Below are 18,910 nucleotides of genomic sequence, written 5' to 3'. Positions count from 1 at the left end.
AGTTACCCGGGCAAGGCTTCTTGCGGTTGTAACAAAATATTTCTCGTAGTAATGTTCAGTGGTTATGCCATTAGCTCAGTATTTAAAAAGTGCAGTTTTGCCGGAGGATTATCCGGTCGGAGACCGTCCAGAGATCGCTTTGGTCGGACGTTCCAATGCGGGCAAAAGTAGTCTCCTCAATGCAATGTGCGGTGGTCATAAGGTAGCTAAAATCAGTAAGACTCCTGGAAAAACAAGGCTCATTAATTTTTTTGATGTGGGAGAACGCTACCGATTGGTGGATTTACCGGGGTATGGGTACGCCGCCCGAGATCTGACCGAACGTAAGATGTGGGCGAAGATGATCCAAGATTTTTTTGATGTCCGGACAAACCTCATAGGGTTGCTACTTATTTGCGATATGCGCCGTGATTGGCAAGAAGACGAATCGAAAGTTTTTGAGTTAGCAAATAAACGTAATCTTCATATGCTCACTGTACTTACTAAGTTAGATAAATTGGGTCATGGCGAATCAAAAAAACTCTATCAACAATGGATCAATACCTCAAAACAAGACAAAAGCTTTTTTTACCCCGTTTCTGCTTTAAAAAATGATGGTGTTCGTGAACTCGAAGACTTTATTTTTAAGAACTGGATCAAAGAATGAAAATCATAGGCGTGATTCCCGCACGCTACGGTTCTACACGTTTAGAGGGTAAGCCCTTAAAACCCATTTTAGGAAAACCTTTACTTGAATGGGTTATTGACGGAGCAAAAAAATCACTGAAAATAAATGAGCTTTTAGTTGCAACAGATGATGAGCGCATAGCCAAACTTTCAGAAAAATGTGGCGTAAAAGCTGTGATGACCGATTCAAGTCTTCCTACAGGTAGCGATCGCATTTGGGCTGCCATTAAAAGTGTAGATTGTGATGTGGTTATTAATATTCAAGGAGATGAGCCCCTTTTAACGGGTCTTGAGTTAGATGCACTCGCGGGTGCTTTTACAGATAAATCTATTGAAATGGCAACTTTAGCTAGACCCCTTAAAAATGACGAGGAGCTTAATAATCCCACCGTGGCAAAGATAGTTCTTGGGCAAAATAATAACGCGCTTTATTTTAGCCGATTTCCTATACCTCATTCGCGAATACCAGGAAATCTCGATGCTTATGCTTGCCTAAAACATATTGGTTTTTATGGTTATACAAAAGAATTTTTAGGAAGATTTTGTAAACAAAAACCGGTAGCGTTAGAGTTGGCTGAAGGGCTTGAGCAATTACGAGCGCTGTGGCTGGGGGCTACAATCAGAGTCATATTAACGCAATACGACTCTTGGGGTGTAGATACGCCGGAAGATGTGATACGCGTAGAAGAAATTCTTAAAACTCGCAAAGGGAGCACTCGGTGAGCAAAACACCTAAGAAAAAGAAATCAAACCGAAGTGAACATTCAACTAAACGCGCTCGCATGGTGCAAAAATATATTTTTGTTACTGGCGGCGTTGTTTCTTCTATCGGCAAAGGTCTTTGTGCTGCAAGTCTTGGTGCTCTTTTAGAAGCGCGCGGACTTAAACTTTCCATGATGAAATTTGATCCCTATATTAACGTTGATCCCGGTACCATGTCGCCACTTCAACATGGCGAAGTGTTTGTCACCGATGATGGCGCTGAGACAGATCTAGATTTGGGCCATTATGAACGCTTCACCCATGTGAAAGTGACGCGCGCAAATAATTATACCACCGGGCAAATTTATGATTCCGTAATTAGTAAAGAGCGTCGTGGGGATTATTTGGGTGGAACAGTTCAAGTTATTCCACATGTTACTGATGAAATTAAACAATACATTTATGAAACATCACAAGGTGCCGAGGTTTCTATTGTTGAAATCGGTGGAACCATTGGTGATATCGAAAGTCTTCCGTTCTTAGAAGCGATAAGACAGATGCGTGTTGATTGTGGATTTGAAAATGTTATTTTTTTACACGTAACACTTGTGCCTTTCATTGCGGCGGCTGGAGAACTAAAAAGTAAACCGACTCAGCATTCTGTAAAAGAAATGCGTAGCATTGGTATTCAGCCAGATTTTCTTATATGTCGAAGTGAAAAACCAATTCCTTCAGAATTAAAATCAAAGATTGGACTTTTTTGTAACGTAAAACCTGAAGCCGTTATTTCGGCTGCAGATGCTGCAACTATTTATGAAGTGCCACTAATGCTTCATGCGCAAAAATTAGATGAACTTGTAATTAAACGACTTCAATTACCGCTTGAGCCTATTAATCTCGGGTCATGGGAAAAAATGGTTAAAATCATTAAAAACCCAGCCCATATTGTTCGTATAGGTATTGTTGGTAAATACGTTGATCTTAAAGAGAGTTATAAATCACTTAATGAAGCATTGATTCATGGTGGTATTGCCAATAATTCAAAAATTGAACTTGTGTATGTTGATTCAGAAAATCTCACTGAGCAATCGGTAAAAGAAGTTTTGTCTCAAGTGCACGGTGTTTTGGTACCCGGTGGATTTGGTGAACGTGGTGCTGAAGGAAAAATTCTTGCCATTCAATTTGCGCGTGAGAATAATATTCCATTTTTTGGTATTTGTTTTGGAATGCAACTTGCTGTCATAGAATATGCCCGACATATTGCTGGCATCGTCGATGCTACTAGTCGTGAATTTGTTACTGGTGGTAAAGGTTCACGTAATTGTGTCATTGACATTATGAACGAGCAACGCAAGGTGACGCAAAAAGGTGGCACCATGCGATTAGGCAGTTATGCATGTCATTTGGGTGCGGGGACATTGGCTAAAAAAGTCTATGGTAATGAAGTGATTCACGAGCGTCATCGCCATCGCTATGAATTTAATAATCGTTATCGTGAAATTTTAAAGAAATTTGGTATGCAACTTTCTGGTATTTGCCAAGAGCGAGATCTTGTTGAAATTATTGAACTCAAAGATCATCCATGGTTTGTAGGTTGTCAGTTTCATCCGGAGTTTAAATCAAAGCCCATGACACCTCATCCGCTATTTACACATTTTGTTGAAGCCGCACTTAACCAAAGTCTTAATAAGAGGCGTTCACCTAAAGTGGCAACAAAGGTTTCAGTGGTAAAAACTCAGAAAAAAGTTAAAGCAGATAAAGATTCTTCCACAAAGAAAAAAGCTCGAGAGTTTTATTCAGCACGAATGAGGAATTAAAATGTCGTTGATTGGTGAAGCTAAGCGCGTATTTGATATTGAAGCTCAAGCCATCTTAGATCTCAAAAATAAATTAGATAATAAATTCGATGAAGCTGTTGGCATGCTCATAGATTGCAACGGGAAAGTCGTCGTCACTGGGATGGGTAAATCAGGGCAAATCGCACGTAAGATCGCATCGACTTTATCATCAACCGGTACACCCGCCATATTTGTTCATCCTGCTGAAACTTCTCATGGAGATCTTGGAGTCGTATCTCAAAATGATGTTGTGTTGGCATTATCATATGGTGGTGAAACAGATGAAATGCATGACCTCATTGAATTTGCAAAGCGTAAGGGTTTGCGTCTCATTTCGTTAACGGGAAACAAAAAATCTACACTCGCTTTAGCTAGTGATATTTCTCTTGATGTATCGGTTAAAGAAGAAGCATGCCCCTTGGGTTTAGCTCCCACGGCCAGCACAACGGCAACCCTTGCTATGGGTGATGCCCTTGCGGTTGCTGTTTTGACTAAACGTGGATTTAAAAAAGAAGACTTTGCACAGTTTCACCCGGGGGGAAGTTTAGGGCGAAGGTTACTCACCCGTGTGAGTGATTTGATGCACTCTGGAGAAGCTGTTTCTGTGGTGACTCCTGATACTAAAATGAAAGAAGTAATTTCAAAAATGACAGCAAAAGAAGTGCGCGGAGTTTGCGGCGTTGTTGATAGTGACGGAGCTTTGATTGGTACAATCACTGACGGAGATTTACGCCGCCGTCTTGATAAAAGTATTAATCCGCTAAATGAGATGGCTCAAGATATCATGGGTAAAAATCCTAAAATTGTTGATGCTAACGAAATGGCAGAGCGCGCTTTATTTTTAATGGAACAATTTGCAATTCAAACGTTATTTGTAATTGATAAATCAAAAAATCAAGGCAATAAGCCCGTTGGGCTTCTGCATCTTCAAGATATTCTCAAAGCTCGGGTTCGTTAAATACAATATGGGGCCAAACCAAAGAAGGTCTTGGTTTGAATTCTTGAGACAGTATCAAGATGGTGTGTTTCTTTATGTGCTATTTTTAGTTACCACCATTACATATATCCAAGTTTTTAATGTTGGTTGGTTTAACTATGATGATCTTGAACTTATTACGAATAATGAAATTTTAAAGTTTTCTTTCTATGAGATGCTGACAACAGTTTTCACCCAGAATTATTACAGAGACTATCTACCCTTAACATTAATGTCTCTTTGGTTTGATGTGAAGTTTTTTGGTATAAACCCAGTTGCCACTCACTCTATTAATTTTATTTTACATCTATTGAACATCTACTTGGTGTTTTATTTTTTAAAGCAACTTTCTTTGCTTCGAAGCTGGCGCTATATTATTTGTTTTGTATTTGCAGTTCACCCTGTGCAAACAGAAGTGTTGATGTGGGCAAGCAATAGGAACTCACTTTTGGCTGGAGTGTTTATTTGGTTAGCCCTTGTTTTTCATGCAAAATATTTACTTAACTTTGAGGTAAAAAATAAAAATTTAATCCTCTCGGGGTTATTTTATTTGGTTTCATTGTTATGCAAATCTGTTGGAATTTTACTGCCTTTTTATTTCATGCTTATTGAATGCTTGACGCAAAAAACTACGATCAATGAACTTATAAAAAAGTACAGCGGGTTCATAATAATTTCCGTCTTGTTTTTTATCGTTCGTATTCGTGCATTTGATCAAATAACTTTATCAAAACTATTTGATGGTGAACGCCTCTTACATTTGCCTGTGGTGGTTTTAAATCTCATTGGCCTGTATGTGAAGGCACTACTTTACCCGATTGGGTATTCCATTATTTATCCGCCATACACATTTAATTTTCTCTCTGTTTTTACGGTACTTCTAGTTATTTTGCTTTTGGGTTGTGTGTATTATGTATGGCGTAAAACTCGAGATAAAACTTATTTAATTTTTATAGGCTTTGTAAGTTGTTTTTTACTACCTGTCTTACAATTATTACCTCGCTCAAATTACATCAACGATAGGTATCTTTATATTCCCATTGTGGGCTTTACTGTTTTATTCTTAATGCTCATCAGAGACATAGCTCCTCGATGGAAATATGGCCTAGCGACTGCACGTTGTGTGGGGATTGTTTTTTTATTGAGCCTTCCATTTTTTAGTTATTCTTATAGTCGCATATGGAAATCAGATATGACGTTATGGGAACGTGTAGTCGAGGTTTATCCTTTAAGTCGTCAAGCGCGAAATAATTTGGCAAATGCATATATAGATGAATTGAGATTTGACGAAGCAGTTGAGCATTTAAAAATCGCGATGACCTTAAACGACTCACCTATAGTCGTTCAAAACACCTTTGGCATTTTAGCAAATGTGCATTCAGTTACTCAATCGGGCGGTTATTATAATCCAAAACTAGGTATTAAGTATCTTTATGAGGGATTGAGGCTTTCTAGTAATTTAGAACATACATTTATTTTTCGGCACAATTTAGCGCTCCTGTATCTTAAGCTAGGTGACACATTTACGGCTTATGAGCTTCTCACAAGATTGCATTCTGATATTAAAAAACATGTCATTATTGATAAAAGTAAACTCAAGCTACTTTGGCAAACTGAGGGGTTATTGATCGAATCTCAACCTCGTAACTAGACCTCGACGTCTGTCGAGAACTCGCGAGAAGTTTGTGGGATTACTAGTATTTATCGTCTATCTTTGACACAATATTATTTGTATGCGCCACCTTCAACAGAGACTTAAAAAAGTCCGGATGCTCATTTGTGATGTAGATGGTGTTCTCACCGATGGGCGTTTATGGATAAGTGATGATGGTAAATGGCGCCGATTTTTTCATGTCAAGGACGGCGTGGGAATGAAACTACTCATGGATGCGGGCTACGAAGTGGGCGTTATTTCTGGTGGTAAATCTGATGACGTCATCCAGCGGATGAGCTTTCTCAATATTAAACATTTTTATTTAGAGTTCGCAGATAAAACTGGCCCTTTCAAAGAGATACTTCAAAATACTGGATTTAAAAAAGAAGAGATTGCTTATATCGGCGATGAAATTTTTGACATACCAATACTTGAACAAGTTGGCTTTGCGGCAACGGTTCCTAATGCCGTGGCAAAAGTAAAAAAAGCAGCTCACTATGTGACTAAAATTGAAGGTGGCTACGGCGCTGTAAGAGAAATTGTAGATCTTATTTTAGATTTCGGTGCACTTTCAAAAGTCACACCTATTAAAAAAACAACAGCTAAAACAAGGAGCCGCAAATGAAGCTGATCCTTGCTGTTGTTTTCGCTATGAATATCATCTCTATTGTTGCAAGGTCTGAGGTCATCGAATTTCCAGAAGAAGAGTTGGCGCGTGAGAGTGTTACGCCAATCTTTGACCAACCAGAGGCTGTGAAAAAGCGTCTATCGCCCATGAAATCTCGTTTTGAATTAGGTGGTTTTAGTGGAGCGACACTCAATGACCCTTGGTTTAACAGTTATCCGCTTGGTGTGACATTAAATTATCATTTTAGCGAAATGCATGGCATCGGTCTTTTAGGCGCATACTTTATTTCTGGACGCACAAATTATGTTGGCCAATTACAATCTACCGTTTCTGCGGGCAACGAAATTCCATTTGAGCGTGCGCCAGCGCCAAAATTCTTGGGTCTTTTGGAATATGAATTTACTCCCTATTACGGAAAAATCAGCATTACAAAACAACGAGTCATGAATCTCACCATCGCTGGTCTTGCAGGAGTGGGGCTCATGGGAGTTGCTTCAAATGTACAATCTGATAGCAGTGTAAGTTTCTCGTTGGGATTAAGCCAAAGATTTTTCTTCACGCGTAATTTTGGTATTAAAGCAGATATAAGAACATTGTTTTATCAACAAGAAGACGTAGTATTACGAACAGTGCAAAAAACAAATTTTGTGAACGTTCTATTAACAGTTGGAGCGGTTTACTTTTTACCGTCTCTTTAAGTATGTGCGCATAAGTACAGAGCATTTTTAGCCAAGGATGGTTAAAGTGATAAAGGTATTATCAAGAGAGTTTATTTTTTCACTCGTGCTAGTGAGCGCACTCAGTATGAGTGCGTGGGCGCAAGAAATTCCTTTTGATCCAAGTGTTCCAGTAAACCCAAATCCTTCTTGGTCACCTGCTCCTAATTCACTTGAGCCAGCACCTCCAGATGAATCAGAAATTAAATCAGAGCTAGATGCAATGCCTGCGGCAACACCAATACCTGTAACACCTGCGACAAATCAACCACGCAAGCGTGCTGAACTTTCGGGGCTTGGTACATTGGCTCCGTTTAGTGATATTGCGGTTATTAATAAAAGGTTTTTGCCAAAAACAAAGCGTTTTGAATTTTTTCCAAATTTTGGTCTTGTAATGAACGATGCTTTTTTTAACAACATTGTTTTCGGTGGAAGATTTGGTTATCACTTCAATGAGCATTACGGTGTTGAAGCCCTTGCGACTGGTTTTAGTACTACTTCAAAAACAGTTACAAGCGAACTTAACAGTGAACGATTTGTTGGTACGGCAGCTCTTGCAACGCCTACTTCTTATTATGGTTTAGATTTCAAGTGGTCACCTATATACGGAAAAGTTGGATTCACAAATACAAAGATTGTTCCCTTTGATCTCTACTTTTTATTAGGTGGAGGTGTAACTGGAACAAATCAAGGTACACAACCTCCAACGTTGCATTTAGGTGCTGGCCAGCTTTTTGCCATTACTCAGTGGCTTGCTTTTAGATGGGATATCAGTTGGTTTGCATACAAATCAGATACATCAGTAACAAGTAGGCCAAGTGGCACATTCACAAACCTTCATGGAACGATAGGCATGAGTTTCTTCTTTCCAGGAGCGAAATATCGATGAAGCGCCTTAAAAAAACTTTTACGAAAAAATGGTTTTTGTTAACTCTGATCTGTTGCATGGCTTCTGGCGGTGTTGGGTATGCTCAGAAAAAGAAAAAATTTATTCCAGATAATCGCGTTCGCCAAACAAATAAACCTAGGCCTTCAAATGTTGCGCCCAAATCAGCTCAGGTTTCTGAAACGCCCTCACTATCAGCACAAGCAGAGCAAGAACTTAAAAATGCCTTGGCATTAACAAAGCTTGATCCTCCAGATTATGCCACTGCTAGTAGTCGCCTTTTTAAAATGACTCGTGACCCTCGTTTTGTATCACAAAGAATGCGCATCAAATATGTTTTGGGTCTCATGCTCTACGAAATGGGAATGTACCAGGTTGCCGCTTTTCAATTTGTTGACGTGATTCGAAATGCAGATAGTCGTTATATGAAACAATCATTGCAAAAACTTTCTCTTGCTGCTGACGCACTTAACGATGACACATTATTGAACTATGCAATTAGCAAAGTAAATATCGATGAATTTCCAGTTGCCAGTCAAGACATGCTGCGTTTTAGGTTTGGTGAATATTATCAACGCAAAAATCAATGGGATAAAGCAGCGGATAATTTTTCGCGCGTTCCTGCAAGCTCAGCTTTTTATCCAAAAGCAAAGTATCTAGAAGGGCTTTCATACGTTAAGCAAAATGATTTAAATGGTGCATTAAAATCGTTTTCTAATTTAGTAGCTAATCGCGCGGACAAAGGCATCACTGATACTGATCGTGTTGCCGGGCTAATGGGTATGGCGCGCATTTATTATCAATCTCATAAATGGGATCAAGCTATTGATATATACCGAAAAATTCCCCGTGACACTGTCTTGTGGCATGATGCACTTTTTGAATCTAGTTGGGCACATATGCGTGCGGCACAATTTAGATCAGTATTAAGTAATCTTCATTCACTGCACTCACCTTTTTATGAAGACTACTATTTACCTGAATCAATTTTGTTACGTGGAATCGTTTATCTCTATATCTGTCGATATGATGAAATGGAAAAAACCTTAGGCCTGTTTGAAAAAATCTACCAACCTGTACAAAATGGCTTGGAAGATTTCACGCAAGGAAATACTGATCCAATAAGTTATTTCAATGAAGTAGAGCGTGTGATTAAGAATTTTGATCAACTAAAAGGTGACCCTGCTGCTCGTAAGGCATTGAAGGTTCCATTCTTGGTTTCACGAGATATCGTACGCGAAGGTGATTTTAAACATATCTATGCCTACATTGTAAAAATAAGAGCAGAACAAGACATCGCAAATAAGATGCCTGTTAGCTGGAGACGTTCTGCTGTTGGAATTTATGCAAACGAACTTCTAAAAGGTCGCATAAATACAAGTGTGAAACTAGCTGGCGAGATCGCAAGGTCACATATGGTTTCTATGCGACAGGAATTGTCAGATCTTTTTGAGCAATATAATTTTGCACGATACGAAATGATTAATGGCAAAAAAGAACAATTAAAAAAGAAAATCCAAGGCAAAGGTCTTGTGAGTAGCCAAGTAGATGATAACAAGGATCGCGATTTTTATATTCAAAATGGTTATGAGTATTGGCCATTTCGTGGTGAGTACTGGCTCGATGAAATTGGGAATTATCACTTTCTAGGAACGCAAGGTTGTGAGTAAGAAATGAAATCCACTTTTCTAAAATTACTAGTTTTAACAGCAGTGCTCACAGCGTCTCCCTCGCTGTTTGCAAAAGTTAATAAATCAAAGAAGTCAGTTGGTAAAGCCGCAAAGGTTACAAAATCTTTACCAGCAAAGAAAAAAACTGTTGGGGATATGCTAGAAGATATTGATACAAAAAGTCGAGGTGCACAAAATCTCAGTATCAAAAAACAAACCTTAGCTTTGCCTGATGTGCAAAAAACAAATACTTCAAATATGCCACTATTTGAAGTCAAGCCTCCAAAAAGTAGTGAGCTCTTTAAAGAAGCCGGAAGTGACGATGAGCGTTTAGAACAAATTACTGATCAAGGTATAAACGAGCTGTATAAGCTCACGCGAAAATACGCTAAAAGTAAAAACCGCGGTGAACTCTGGTTAAGGCTTGCCGAGTTATACGTCGAGAAAGCTAAATACATCGAATATCGTATTCAAAAGACCTATGATGAACAACTCAATGCCTATTTAGCAAAAAAGATTAGTAAACCACGACTGAATTTAACTCCTTCACGAGATTACAATTTAAAGGCAATTAAACTTTACGAATGGTTTTTAAGAGATTTCCCCAATGATCCAAAGGTTGACCAGGCTTTATTTTTCTTGGGCTACAATCACATGGAAATGGATCAAATTAAAAAAGGCGTTGGCTTTTATCAACGACTTACAAAAGAATATCCAAATTCTTCCTACGTAAGTGAGGCCTATTTTGCTCTGGGTGAATACTATTTTGATAATGACAAATGGGCTGATGCATTAAAATCTTACACTGATCTTTTAAAAAATCCACGAGCCAGGTTATACACATTTGCAAATTATAAAATCGCTTGGTGTCAATACCGTATGGGCCGTGTCGGGCAAGGTTTAAAGACTCTTGAGCAAGTTATCAAGCAAAGCCGAGCGCCTACTGATCTAGAGAAAGTTGAAGGGCGTCGTGCCGTAAGTAAAATTCGACTTGGTAGTGAAGCGCTAAAAGACGCGGTACTATTTTATGTCGATGTAGGAAATTATCAGAGTTCAAGGCAGTATTTTTATCAACTCGGTGGAGAAAAAGCTGTTTGGATCATGCTTGAAAAATTAGCTTATCTTTACAGTGATACGGGTCGTAAAGAACAAGCTCAATTTGTATTCAAACAACTTCTAGAACATAATCCTATTGCTCCTAAAGCATTTGATTATCAATATCAAATCGTCACAAACTTTGCGACGAGCAAGAACCAAAAAGTCTATCGTGATGAACTTTATAACTGGGTAGATCGATATAGTGTCGATAGTACTTGGGGGCGTGCAAACGCAAACAATCCAAAGTTGATTGAAGATTCAAATATTCTTCGTGAAATGGCTTTAAGAAATTACACACTTCAATTGCACCGAAATGCGCAAAATAGCCAGCGTAAACAAGACATGCACTTGGTTAAAGAAGCTTATCAATTATATTTAAATAAGTTTACTGAAGGAGTAAAAAGCACTGAAATGCATTTCTTCTATGCAGAATTACTTTTTGCATTGGGTGATTTTGATAATGCTGGAAAACAATACCGCATTGTTGCAGAAAAAGATCCACGGGGGAAATATTTCCAACCAGCCGTACTTAACTCACTCCTTTCTCTTGAAAAAAGTTTGAAGTCTGATGAACAAGTGAAGCAAATCGTTGGGAACTCACTTGAGTCTGTACCTTTTGGAGAAATAGAAAATGCATTTGTTAGTGCTGCCGAATATTACATAACGACTTTTCCTAAGGGTGACAAGGTTGTCGATGTTAAGTTTAAAGTGGGTAGATTGCATTATTCTTATAATCATCTCGACGATGCATTGAAAAACTTTAAGTTGGTTGTTGCTCAACATCCTCGAACACCATTTGCTGTTTATTCTGCAAATCTCATTTTAGATATTTATAATTTACGCAAAGATTATGACGGTTTAGCGCGAGAGGGGAATCAGCTCATTCGTAATAAAGATCTCGCGCAACAAGGTTTTACTGCTGATGTTAAAGATGTTGTAGAAAAAGTTAGTTTCAAAAAAGCACAAGATCTTGAAGTTGCAAAGAACTACGAGGCAAGTGCTAACTCGTTTGCAGAGTTTGCTCGTAATAATCCTAAGAGCTCCTTGGCGTTCTCTGCGATATTTAACGCCGGTGTAAACTATGAACGAGCGCATAAAATTCCTCAAGCTATTGGTTTTTATTCCCGTGCGGGTCGAACTCCGTCAAAGGGGAATGAAAAACTTTATCAAAAAAGTATTTTACTCTTGGGGAAACTTTATGAACAAACAGCTCAATATGAAAAAGCTGCGGTTCAGTATGAAAAATACGCCAAGGAAAACCCCAATGATAAAGTGACGCCTGATCTCTACCACAACTCTGCTATTTTCTGGGAAGGTCAGAAAGAATTTGGTCGTGCTATTGTTAACTATGAAAAATATTATGAAAAAAGTCGACGACGTGATCGCACTTTAGCACTTTTTACTATTGCTAGTATTAATGAAAAATTAAATCGCCTAAAGCTAGCTCAAGCGGGTTATGAGCGCTATCTTAAAGAAGGCGGAAATGACCCTGAAAAAGTTGTTGAAGCAAATTTTAAAATTGCTGATATCAATTTTAAATTAAATAAAATTCCAGAAGCTGAAAAAGGCTATCAACGTACTGTCGCTGTGGGGCATGCACTTTCAGAGAAAAGTAAGGGTGCAGGTCAAGTTTGGGCAGCTGAAGCAAAGTTTAGGCTTACAGAGCGTGTCTATAACGACTTTGTTTCAATTCGAATTCCGGCTAATCCGCAAAAACAGGGTCAGGCCATTAAAGAAAAACTAGGACTCCTTACAAAACTCAGCACACATTTAGCTGAAGTTATTAAGTACGATGAGGGCAATATGGTAATCGCCTCACTTACTCGTCTTGGTCAAGCCTATGAGCACATGAGTAAAGCTGTTTGGAATACAGCAATTCCAGCGGGCCTTAATAAAGAAGAAGAAGGCGCGTACAAAAAAGGTATTGATGGTGTTGCTGAGCCGTTAAAACAAAAGGCTGTTGAGAATTATACAGCTGCCATCAATAAAAGTTTTGAAATAAATTTTTATAATAAATGGACTAAACTGTCATTGAGCAAGATGGGAGAATACCAGCCTGATCGGTATTCAGCGCCAAAAGAAATCATGTTTCATGGCAACAAGTCAGATGACATGGGGATTATGTGATAAAATACTTAGTGATTCTTCTCTCATGCGCGCTCACTCTTTCTCTGTTCGGCTGTTCAAGTGGCGCAAAAAAAGAAACTGATACATCAAAATCTGTGGCAAATCAAAGTGGTGATGAAGATGACGAAGATGATGCCCCTTCATCTCCAGAATTGAGCGAAAATTCTGAAAAAGCTCCGGTGCCCCAAAGCACAATGGCTGAATATTACAAAAAATTTAATGATGCGAGGCTCTCTAAAAATTATCGCGTAGCTCAAGAAGTGGCGGCAGAAATTCTGGCAATTAATCCCAATGATCTAAAAGTAATCAATGCTCTTGGCATTATGGCCATTGAACAAGGGCGTTACGATTTAGCGCGGCTACTTTTTAATAAGGTTTTAGCGAAAGATCCTAATAACACTTCGGTATTAAACAATTTGGGGCTTGTTGAATTTCGCACAGACAATTTGCGTTCTGCATTGAGTCGATTTAAGCGAGCTGTTGAAATCGACGGAACCAACCGCGCTGCTCATGCAAATCTGGGTAACATCTATTTGCAAAATAGAAATTATCCAAATGCAGCAATAGAACTTCAAGCTGCAGTTGATAACGGCGACAAAAGTCTAGATACACTTAATAACTTGGGCATCGCCCTCACCCATACTGGAAAATTTGAACAAGCCATCGACACCTATGAAAGAGCGGTGGCTAAAGATGAAAACAATTCAACAGTCCTACTCAATTATTCAGTGCTATTGGTCGAGCATATGAATCGCCCAAAGAAAGCTTTGAAATTTTTGAACAAAATACGTTTAGCTTCTAATGACTCTGCTATACTGGACAAGGTAAATCAGCTGGCCAAGAAGGCCGAAACTGCTTCGAAGAGCAGTACGGAAAAGGAGTCTTCCGATTGAAGAGTCTTGCAATCAAGACATTTCACTGGTTGTTAGCAATTACGTTCGGTCTCACTTTACTTGTGTGGCAGGCAGAACTTGCTTTGGCTCAAAACTCTCCAGCTCAAAAACAAAAACGCACAAACGTAGATTTCGAAGATCAGCTCGTGCAAGGCGAAGTGAAAAAACCAGAGCTCTTTTATCTGCTACAGAAGAAACAATTTAATTTTGGCAAACTCATAAAGCTCAGAGAGAATTTCGTACCTGAAATGAGCAAAACAGCGGAAGATATTGAGAAAGCGAAATGACAGACATCAAGCAACCACTTCTTATTCGCATTTTCAAAAATGGCAAACTCGTTGAAGTGAAGCAATTCACAAATCAACAAGTTGTAATTGGGCGAGAAGGTGATATTAATCTCGCAATCAATGATGCCAGTATTTCACCCATTCACGCCATGCTCGAAGAGCGTGAATCCGGCAAATACCATCTCTGTGATCTCGGAAGTCAATCCGGAACCTTCATTAACGGCCAACGTATCGTCGATACATATATTGAAAGTGGTTCTGAATTTCAAATTGGTGATTTCACTTTAGAGTTTCATGTTGGTGTACCTAAACCTAAAAAAACTTCTTCAGCTTCGTCGCCTGCCTACGAGGCAAATAAATCACAACCTATCTTTACAAAGCCAAGTGAACTTCCCAAAGAACTACCAAAACATCAGCCAACAAGACCAGCTCCACGGCCAGCTGCAAGCCCTGGCATGGCAACTATTGGTTCAACAACTGTGCGCCAACCTCCTAAGGGAACATTCGCTCCACCGTCAAATGCGCGCATTAATGAAACAACCAAATCTAGTAGTGGTAATGTTGTCGAAGTTGTTCTTGCATGGAAAGACCGTGTCATCGACACCTATCATTTTGATAAAAAACAAATTGTTCAAATTGGATCACATCCAAAAAATAATATCGTTCTTCCCATTTTTGGCTCAGTAAGACTTTCTCATCCCATATTAAAAATTGAGGGAAGTGCTACGGTAATTCTTACTGCCGATATGACCGGTGAGGTCTCTAAAGATAATTCAACAAAAACATTTGATGAGTTACGCCGCGGTGGCTCTATGGCAAGTGCCGGAACTGGTTACACATACACGCTTCAACAAGGTGAGGTGATCAAAATCAGTTTTGGCGAAGGTGTGCAACTTATTATTCGTTATGTTGGTAGTGCGCCCCTTTCTAGAATTGCTCCGCTTATAGATATCAGTGTGAATCAGCTCACGGGCCTCGTTGTTGGGCTCATGGGCATGGCACTTTTTATTTTTTACGCATTCATTTACGCACCAGCACTTCCAGAAAAAGAAGAGGAAGAAACGATTCCTCCACGCAAAGCCCAATTTTTCTATAAGCGCCCAGTGTCTGATTTGTCTGAAATAACAGAGCCATCAGCAAAAACAGCTCAAGAAGCAATCAAAGATAAAGAAGTAGCCACAGAGCGTGGAGAAGAGGGCGCATCACAAGATGCAAAACCCAATAAGAGTCAAAGTACCAAAAAAATTCCTACCACTGACAAAGCAGGAAAAAGCAAAGGCATACAAAAAATCCAAGCCGGAAAAAGTGCTGACACGGGTGCAAAATCAGCAGCTAAAGATGTAAGTAAAACTGGTGTACTCAGCGTGTTTGGAACAAAGGGTGTGCAAGATCAATTAAGTAAAGCATTTCAAGGTTCAGGAAATGTCGCGGGTCTTAGTAAATCAGCAACTGGTGAAGGAGCTGAAGCGGCGGGAGCAGGTATTACACCCGGAGCGGGTTTAAGAGAAACCGGAGCAGGTGGGCAAGGTACAGCAACTGTCGGTATTTCAGGAGTGAATACAAAAGGCCGAGGTGGAGGCGTTTCAGGTTACGGTACTGGAAATTTAGGTGCGAAGAAAAACGCAACAGTATTACCTGGCGGTGATGAAGCAACATTCTCACCCGGCATTGATAAAGAAGCTATCAGACGAGTTGTAAAGGCAAACTTAAAACAAATTCAAGCTTGTTATGAAAAAGGTTTGAACAAGGAACCAAGTCTCTACGGAAAAATTACGATCCGTTGGTCGATTGGTCCCGGTGGCAATGTTTTAGAAGCGGGTATTAAGGCCACCACAATGAATTCATCAGAAGTAGAAAATTGCGCAGTGGCGCGTTTAAGAACTTGGAAATTTCCTGAGCCTCCAGCCAATCAGATAGCTGATGTTAGTTATCCGTTTGTTTTTCAGGCTCAAGAGTAGAACAATTTAGAACCATCAGGGGGAAGCATCATGCAGCCTACACCAACAGCAGAAGCAGGAAACGTACTCATACAGGCCTTCCAGGGCGGAGGTTGGGGAATGATCCCGATCGCTATCGTCATGGTGTTTGTAATATTCATTGTGCTCGAGCGCTTTATGGCGTTGAGCCGATTAGCAGTAGACAAGGAAGACTTTAATGAAAAACTTTTTGGGATGATTCTCAGAGGGGATATCAGACAAGCCATTACTTTCTGCGACTCTCGCAAAGCTCCGTTAACCAACGTGCTCAAAGCGGGTTTGGTTCAAGTACTTAACAAACGGCCCGACGAAGAAGTTCAAGTGGCAATGGATGGAGCAGCACTCAAAGAAAATCCAGCACTTGATGGATGGACGTCTTTCTTAGCTCTGTTTTCTAACGTAGCAACTTTGCTCGGTCTCCTTGGTACGATCTCAGGTTTGATCACATCATTTAGAGCTGTAAGTAACGCAGATCCAGCACAAAAAGCAGCGCTACTGTCTTCAGGTATCGCTGAAGCAATGAACTGTACAGCTTTTGGTTTGATCGTCGCAATTCCTGCACTCTTGTTTTACGGATACTTTCAAAAGCGCACAGAGCGAATCATCAATGACATGAACGAAAGCAGCATGAACATGATGAATTTGGTCGTCGCAAATCGTGACAAGATTAAAGACTAAAAGGAAAACTCATGTACTCAGATGGACCACGAAAAGGTAATAAACGTCAAACGAACATGGAGTTAAACCTTGTTCCGTTCATAGATCTTATGAGCACGGCTATTTGCTTTTTGCTGATCTCCGCAGTTTGGACTCAAGTAAGTATGATCCAAATCGGAAGTTCAATCTACGCCAAGAAAAATGACACTGGCCAAGTCGAGCAACCCCCTCGAGAGCAAGTGCAACTCAAAATCGATGTCACAGAATCCGGTTACATCGTGAGCGTTGGTAAACAGTCATTAAGAATACCAAAAGTTGGCGTGGATTGGGATCAAGCCGCCCTTGTTACTCAACTCAAGAGTATTAAGGGAAAATACCCTGATAAAACTGACGGCATTATCAGTCTACTTGATGACATTAAGTACAATGAACTTATTCGCGGCATGGATGCATTCATGATCGCGGGTTTCCCTGAGATCGCAATTTCGACTCAAGGTGTGAAATAAGGAAAAACGACAATGCCAATTCAAGTACCAGGACTTCGAGATCGCAGAGGAAGATATAATTCACAAGGTGCTAAGCGCAATGTCATGGTTGAGCTTAGTCTCACATCGATGGTGGATATCTTCACCATTTTAGTTATCTTTTTATTGCAGCATTACAGCAGTACAGGTGAAATTATTTATATTCCTAAAGAAGTTAAACTTCCAAAGGCTGAGCAGATCAAAGAACTAAAACCCGCACACGTTGTTACGCTTACTGATAAAGAAGTGGTTCTAGATAAAACTGTTGTGGCAACTTTAGACGAAGTTAAAAATTCATCAGAGTGGATGATTCCCGTTTTAAGAGAAAAATTAGCGGCACTTTTGAAACAAGATGAGGCTGATGCAAAGAAAAATTTTGGCACGAATTTCAAACAAGCTATGCCCGGCGCTGGAAAACCAGCTGCAAATACTGCTTTAGAGAGCTTTAAAAAAGTAACTGTTCAAGCCGATCGTGAGATGGATTTCTTAACAATCAAAAAACTCATGTTCACCATCACCGAAGCCGGCGCTTCTGAAATTAACTTTGCAGTAATGAAAAAAGAAGATCCCCTCGCCAAAGCTGAAGGCGGCTAAACATTAATCCCCAGGCTGACACTTTGTAAGTCGCTGTAAAATACCGAGACATTGTAAATAGAGTTCAGAGGTCTGAGATGTTGTAAAATCTAAGCCGTCGATAAAATGTCTGAGGCGTTGTAAAATCTAAGCCGTCGATTAGTACAGCTAAGCTGTGGACTCCGCGGATTTAAATCTATGCTGTCTTGGTTGATAGGCAATAAAACCCAAAGCCTCCAGAGTGTTTTGCAAAAGATAGTTACTCACCGTTTTAAATTCACGTCCCCATTCAATAATGCGAGTGAAGGGCCGTTTGTCCCAGAATCCAGTAGAATTTCCTTCTGATCGACCTCCTGAACTTACTTTGGAAATTCCAAACATGTGACTACTTCTCTTTTTTCCAAATAAAGGACGGCCGCGTTGTGTGTCCAGTGCAGCTCGTGCGATAAGCCCTGAAATAGCTCTTACAAAGCCAATAAAGGCCTGCCGTGAACGAGGCAATATTATCAAGTGAAGATGATTGCCTCCGTTAGCTTGACGATACACCTTCACACCAAAAGCTTTGCCTTGAGTGTTGATGATGTTCTGAATCTCTCGGTTTTTTTTGAGAAGAGAGTAGGGGCCTTTGGCGTAAGAAGAGCGCATTACAAGATGCATACACCTTTTGGTGGAGAGTGGCCTAGCTGACTTTGGATTTGAGTTTTTTAGATATGCTCCGCCAAAGTGTTTGATATTGCGGTCAGCTAAAAACTCAAAGCCTAATTGTTTTTGACTCTTCATTATCATGTATTTATTTAAAAATAGTAGCGATGTCAATTAATAATGACAAAATTTAAATCTAAAAGAGACTGGATCATTACGCAGCTCAATTTGGAAGTATAATGGTAAGAGTTGGCGAATGGTATTTCACCAGGGGACACAGGTGATGAATTAATATCACAAAGTAATGTGCTGGTATATTTCTCAGATTGCGAAAAGTAATGTGCTGGTATATTTCTCAGATTGCGAAAAGTAATGTGCTGGTATATTTCTCAGATTG

General features: G+C 39.7%; 17 protein-coding genes. 16 read left to right on the top strand and 1 reads right to left on the bottom strand.

What is annotated here, in order from left to right; translation table 11 throughout:
• Positions 1–64: 64 nt before the first annotated feature.
• From yihA to SGI74_05320, 16 genes are all read left to right on the top strand, one after another.
• Complete coding sequence (gene yihA / locus SGI74_05395; GenBank protein ID MDZ4676927.1) at positions 65–646, top strand: ribosome biogenesis GTP-binding protein YihA/YsxC; 582 nt, start codon at positions 65–67, stop codon at positions 644–646.
• Positions 643–1,389, top strand: a complete 747-nt coding sequence (kdsB, locus tag SGI74_05390) for a 3-deoxy-manno-octulosonate cytidylyltransferase (protein ID MDZ4676926.1) — start codon at positions 643–645, stop codon at positions 1,387–1,389. The genes yihA and kdsB overlap by 4 nt, the downstream gene beginning before the upstream one ends.
• A gap of 59 nt (positions 1,390–1,448) precedes the next feature.
• On the top strand, positions 1,449–3,185 hold the full coding sequence (locus SGI74_05385) for a CTP synthase (protein MDZ4676925.1): 1,737 nt from the start codon (positions 1,449–1,451) through the stop codon (positions 3,183–3,185).
• Between the two features lies 1 nt (position 3,186).
• Entirely contained in the window at positions 3,187–4,164 is a 978-nt protein-coding gene (locus SGI74_05380) for a KpsF/GutQ family sugar-phosphate isomerase (GenBank protein MDZ4676924.1), read from the top strand.
• Positions 4,165–4,207: 43 nt separating this feature from the next.
• A complete protein-coding gene (locus SGI74_05375) occupies positions 4,208–5,833 on the top strand; it encodes a hypothetical protein (protein MDZ4676923.1) in 1,626 nt (541 codons plus the stop codon).
• Positions 5,834–5,915: 82 nt separating this feature from the next.
• Positions 5,916–6,461 carry an HAD hydrolase family protein gene (locus SGI74_05370; protein MDZ4676922.1) on the top strand — a complete coding sequence of 182 codons (546 nt, stop codon included), beginning with the start codon at positions 5,916–5,918 and terminating at the stop codon, positions 6,459–6,461.
• Complete coding sequence (locus SGI74_05365; protein MDZ4676921.1) at positions 6,458–7,162, top strand: outer membrane beta-barrel domain-containing protein; 705 nt, start codon at positions 6,458–6,460, stop codon at positions 7,160–7,162. The genes SGI74_05370 and SGI74_05365 overlap by 4 nt, the downstream gene beginning before the upstream one ends.
• 106 nt (positions 7,163–7,268) lie before the next feature.
• A complete protein-coding gene (locus SGI74_05360; protein MDZ4676920.1) occupies positions 7,269–8,069 on the top strand; it encodes an outer membrane beta-barrel domain-containing protein in 801 nt (266 codons plus the stop codon).
• Complete coding sequence (locus tag SGI74_05355; GenBank protein MDZ4676919.1) at positions 8,066–9,736, top strand: hypothetical protein; 1,671 nt, start codon at positions 8,066–8,068, stop codon at positions 9,734–9,736. Before SGI74_05360 ends, SGI74_05355 begins: the two co-directional genes overlap by 4 nt.
• 3 nt (positions 9,737–9,739) lie before the next feature.
• Positions 9,740–12,961: a tetratricopeptide repeat protein gene (locus SGI74_05350; GenBank protein ID MDZ4676918.1), complete on the top strand. Its 3,222-nt coding sequence runs from the start codon at positions 9,740–9,742 to the stop codon at positions 12,959–12,961.
• Complete coding sequence (locus SGI74_05345; GenBank protein MDZ4676917.1) at positions 12,958–13,854, top strand: tetratricopeptide repeat protein; 897 nt, start codon at positions 12,958–12,960, stop codon at positions 13,852–13,854. Before SGI74_05350 ends, SGI74_05345 begins: the two co-directional genes overlap by 4 nt.
• A complete protein-coding gene (locus SGI74_05340) occupies positions 13,851–14,141 on the top strand; it encodes a hypothetical protein (GenBank protein ID MDZ4676916.1) in 291 nt (96 codons plus the stop codon). Before SGI74_05345 ends, SGI74_05340 begins: the two co-directional genes overlap by 4 nt.
• Positions 14,138–16,099, top strand: coding sequence for an AgmX/PglI C-terminal domain-containing protein (locus tag SGI74_05335; protein ID MDZ4676915.1), 1,962 nt, complete (start codon positions 14,138–14,140; stop codon positions 16,097–16,099). Before SGI74_05340 ends, SGI74_05335 begins: the two co-directional genes overlap by 4 nt.
• Before the next feature lie 30 nt (positions 16,100–16,129).
• Positions 16,130–16,795, top strand: coding sequence for a MotA/TolQ/ExbB proton channel family protein (locus SGI74_05330; protein MDZ4676914.1), 666 nt, complete (start codon positions 16,130–16,132; stop codon positions 16,793–16,795).
• Positions 16,796–16,806: 11 nt separating this feature from the next.
• Entirely contained in the window at positions 16,807–17,280 is a 474-nt protein-coding gene (locus SGI74_05325) for a biopolymer transporter ExbD (protein MDZ4676913.1), read from the top strand.
• Positions 17,281–17,292: 12 nt separating this feature from the next.
• Positions 17,293–17,892, top strand: coding sequence for a biopolymer transporter ExbD (locus SGI74_05320; GenBank protein MDZ4676912.1), 600 nt, complete (start codon positions 17,293–17,295; stop codon positions 17,890–17,892).
• A gap of 147 nt (positions 17,893–18,039) precedes the next feature.
• On the opposite strand, the gene SGI74_05315 is transcribed toward SGI74_05320, so the two are convergent.
• Positions 18,040–18,651, bottom strand: a complete 612-nt coding sequence (locus SGI74_05315) for a hypothetical protein (GenBank protein ID MDZ4676911.1) — start codon at positions 18,649–18,651, stop codon at positions 18,040–18,042.
• Between the last annotated feature and the right edge of the window lie 259 nt (positions 18,652–18,910).

This window comes from Oligoflexia bacterium, from assembly GCA_034439615.1.
In the GTDB taxonomy this organism is placed as follows: domain Bacteria; phylum Bdellovibrionota; class Bdellovibrionia; order JABDDW01; family JABDDW01; genus JAWXAT01.
This window is presented reverse-complemented; position numbering and strand designations above follow the sequence as displayed.

Bases quoted from the DNA above. Each gene is read 5' to 3' on its own strand.
- yihA (MDZ4676927.1), top strand. From the start codon at position 65: ATGCCATTAGCTCAGTATTTAAAAAGTGCAGTTTTGCCGGAGGATTAT.
- kdsB (MDZ4676926.1), top strand. From the start codon at position 643: ATGAAAATCATAGGCGTGATTCCCGCACGCTACGGTTCTACACGTTTA.
- SGI74_05385 (MDZ4676925.1), top strand. From the start codon at position 1,449: ATGGTGCAAAAATATATTTTTGTTACTGGCGGCGTTGTTTCTTCTATC.
- SGI74_05380 (MDZ4676924.1), top strand. From the start codon at position 3,187: ATGTCGTTGATTGGTGAAGCTAAGCGCGTATTTGATATTGAAGCTCAA.
- SGI74_05370 (MDZ4676922.1), top strand. From the start codon at position 5,916: ATGCGCCACCTTCAACAGAGACTTAAAAAAGTCCGGATGCTCATTTGT.
- SGI74_05365 (MDZ4676921.1), top strand. From the start codon at position 6,458: ATGAAGCTGATCCTTGCTGTTGTTTTCGCTATGAATATCATCTCTATT.
- SGI74_05360 (MDZ4676920.1), top strand. From the start codon at position 7,269: ATGAGTGCGTGGGCGCAAGAAATTCCTTTTGATCCAAGTGTTCCAGTA.
- SGI74_05355 (MDZ4676919.1), top strand. From the start codon at position 8,066: ATGAAGCGCCTTAAAAAAACTTTTACGAAAAAATGGTTTTTGTTAACT.
- SGI74_05350 (MDZ4676918.1), top strand. From the start codon at position 9,740: ATGAAATCCACTTTTCTAAAATTACTAGTTTTAACAGCAGTGCTCACA.
- SGI74_05335 (MDZ4676915.1), top strand. From the start codon at position 14,138: ATGACAGACATCAAGCAACCACTTCTTATTCGCATTTTCAAAAATGGC.
- SGI74_05330 (MDZ4676914.1), top strand. From the start codon at position 16,130: ATGCAGCCTACACCAACAGCAGAAGCAGGAAACGTACTCATACAGGCC.
- SGI74_05325 (MDZ4676913.1), top strand. From the start codon at position 16,807: ATGTACTCAGATGGACCACGAAAAGGTAATAAACGTCAAACGAACATG.
- SGI74_05320 (MDZ4676912.1), top strand. From the start codon at position 17,293: ATGCCAATTCAAGTACCAGGACTTCGAGATCGCAGAGGAAGATATAAT.
- SGI74_05315 (MDZ4676911.1), bottom strand. From the start codon at position 18,651: ATGAAGAGTCAAAAACAATTAGGCTTTGAGTTTTTAGCTGACCGCAAT.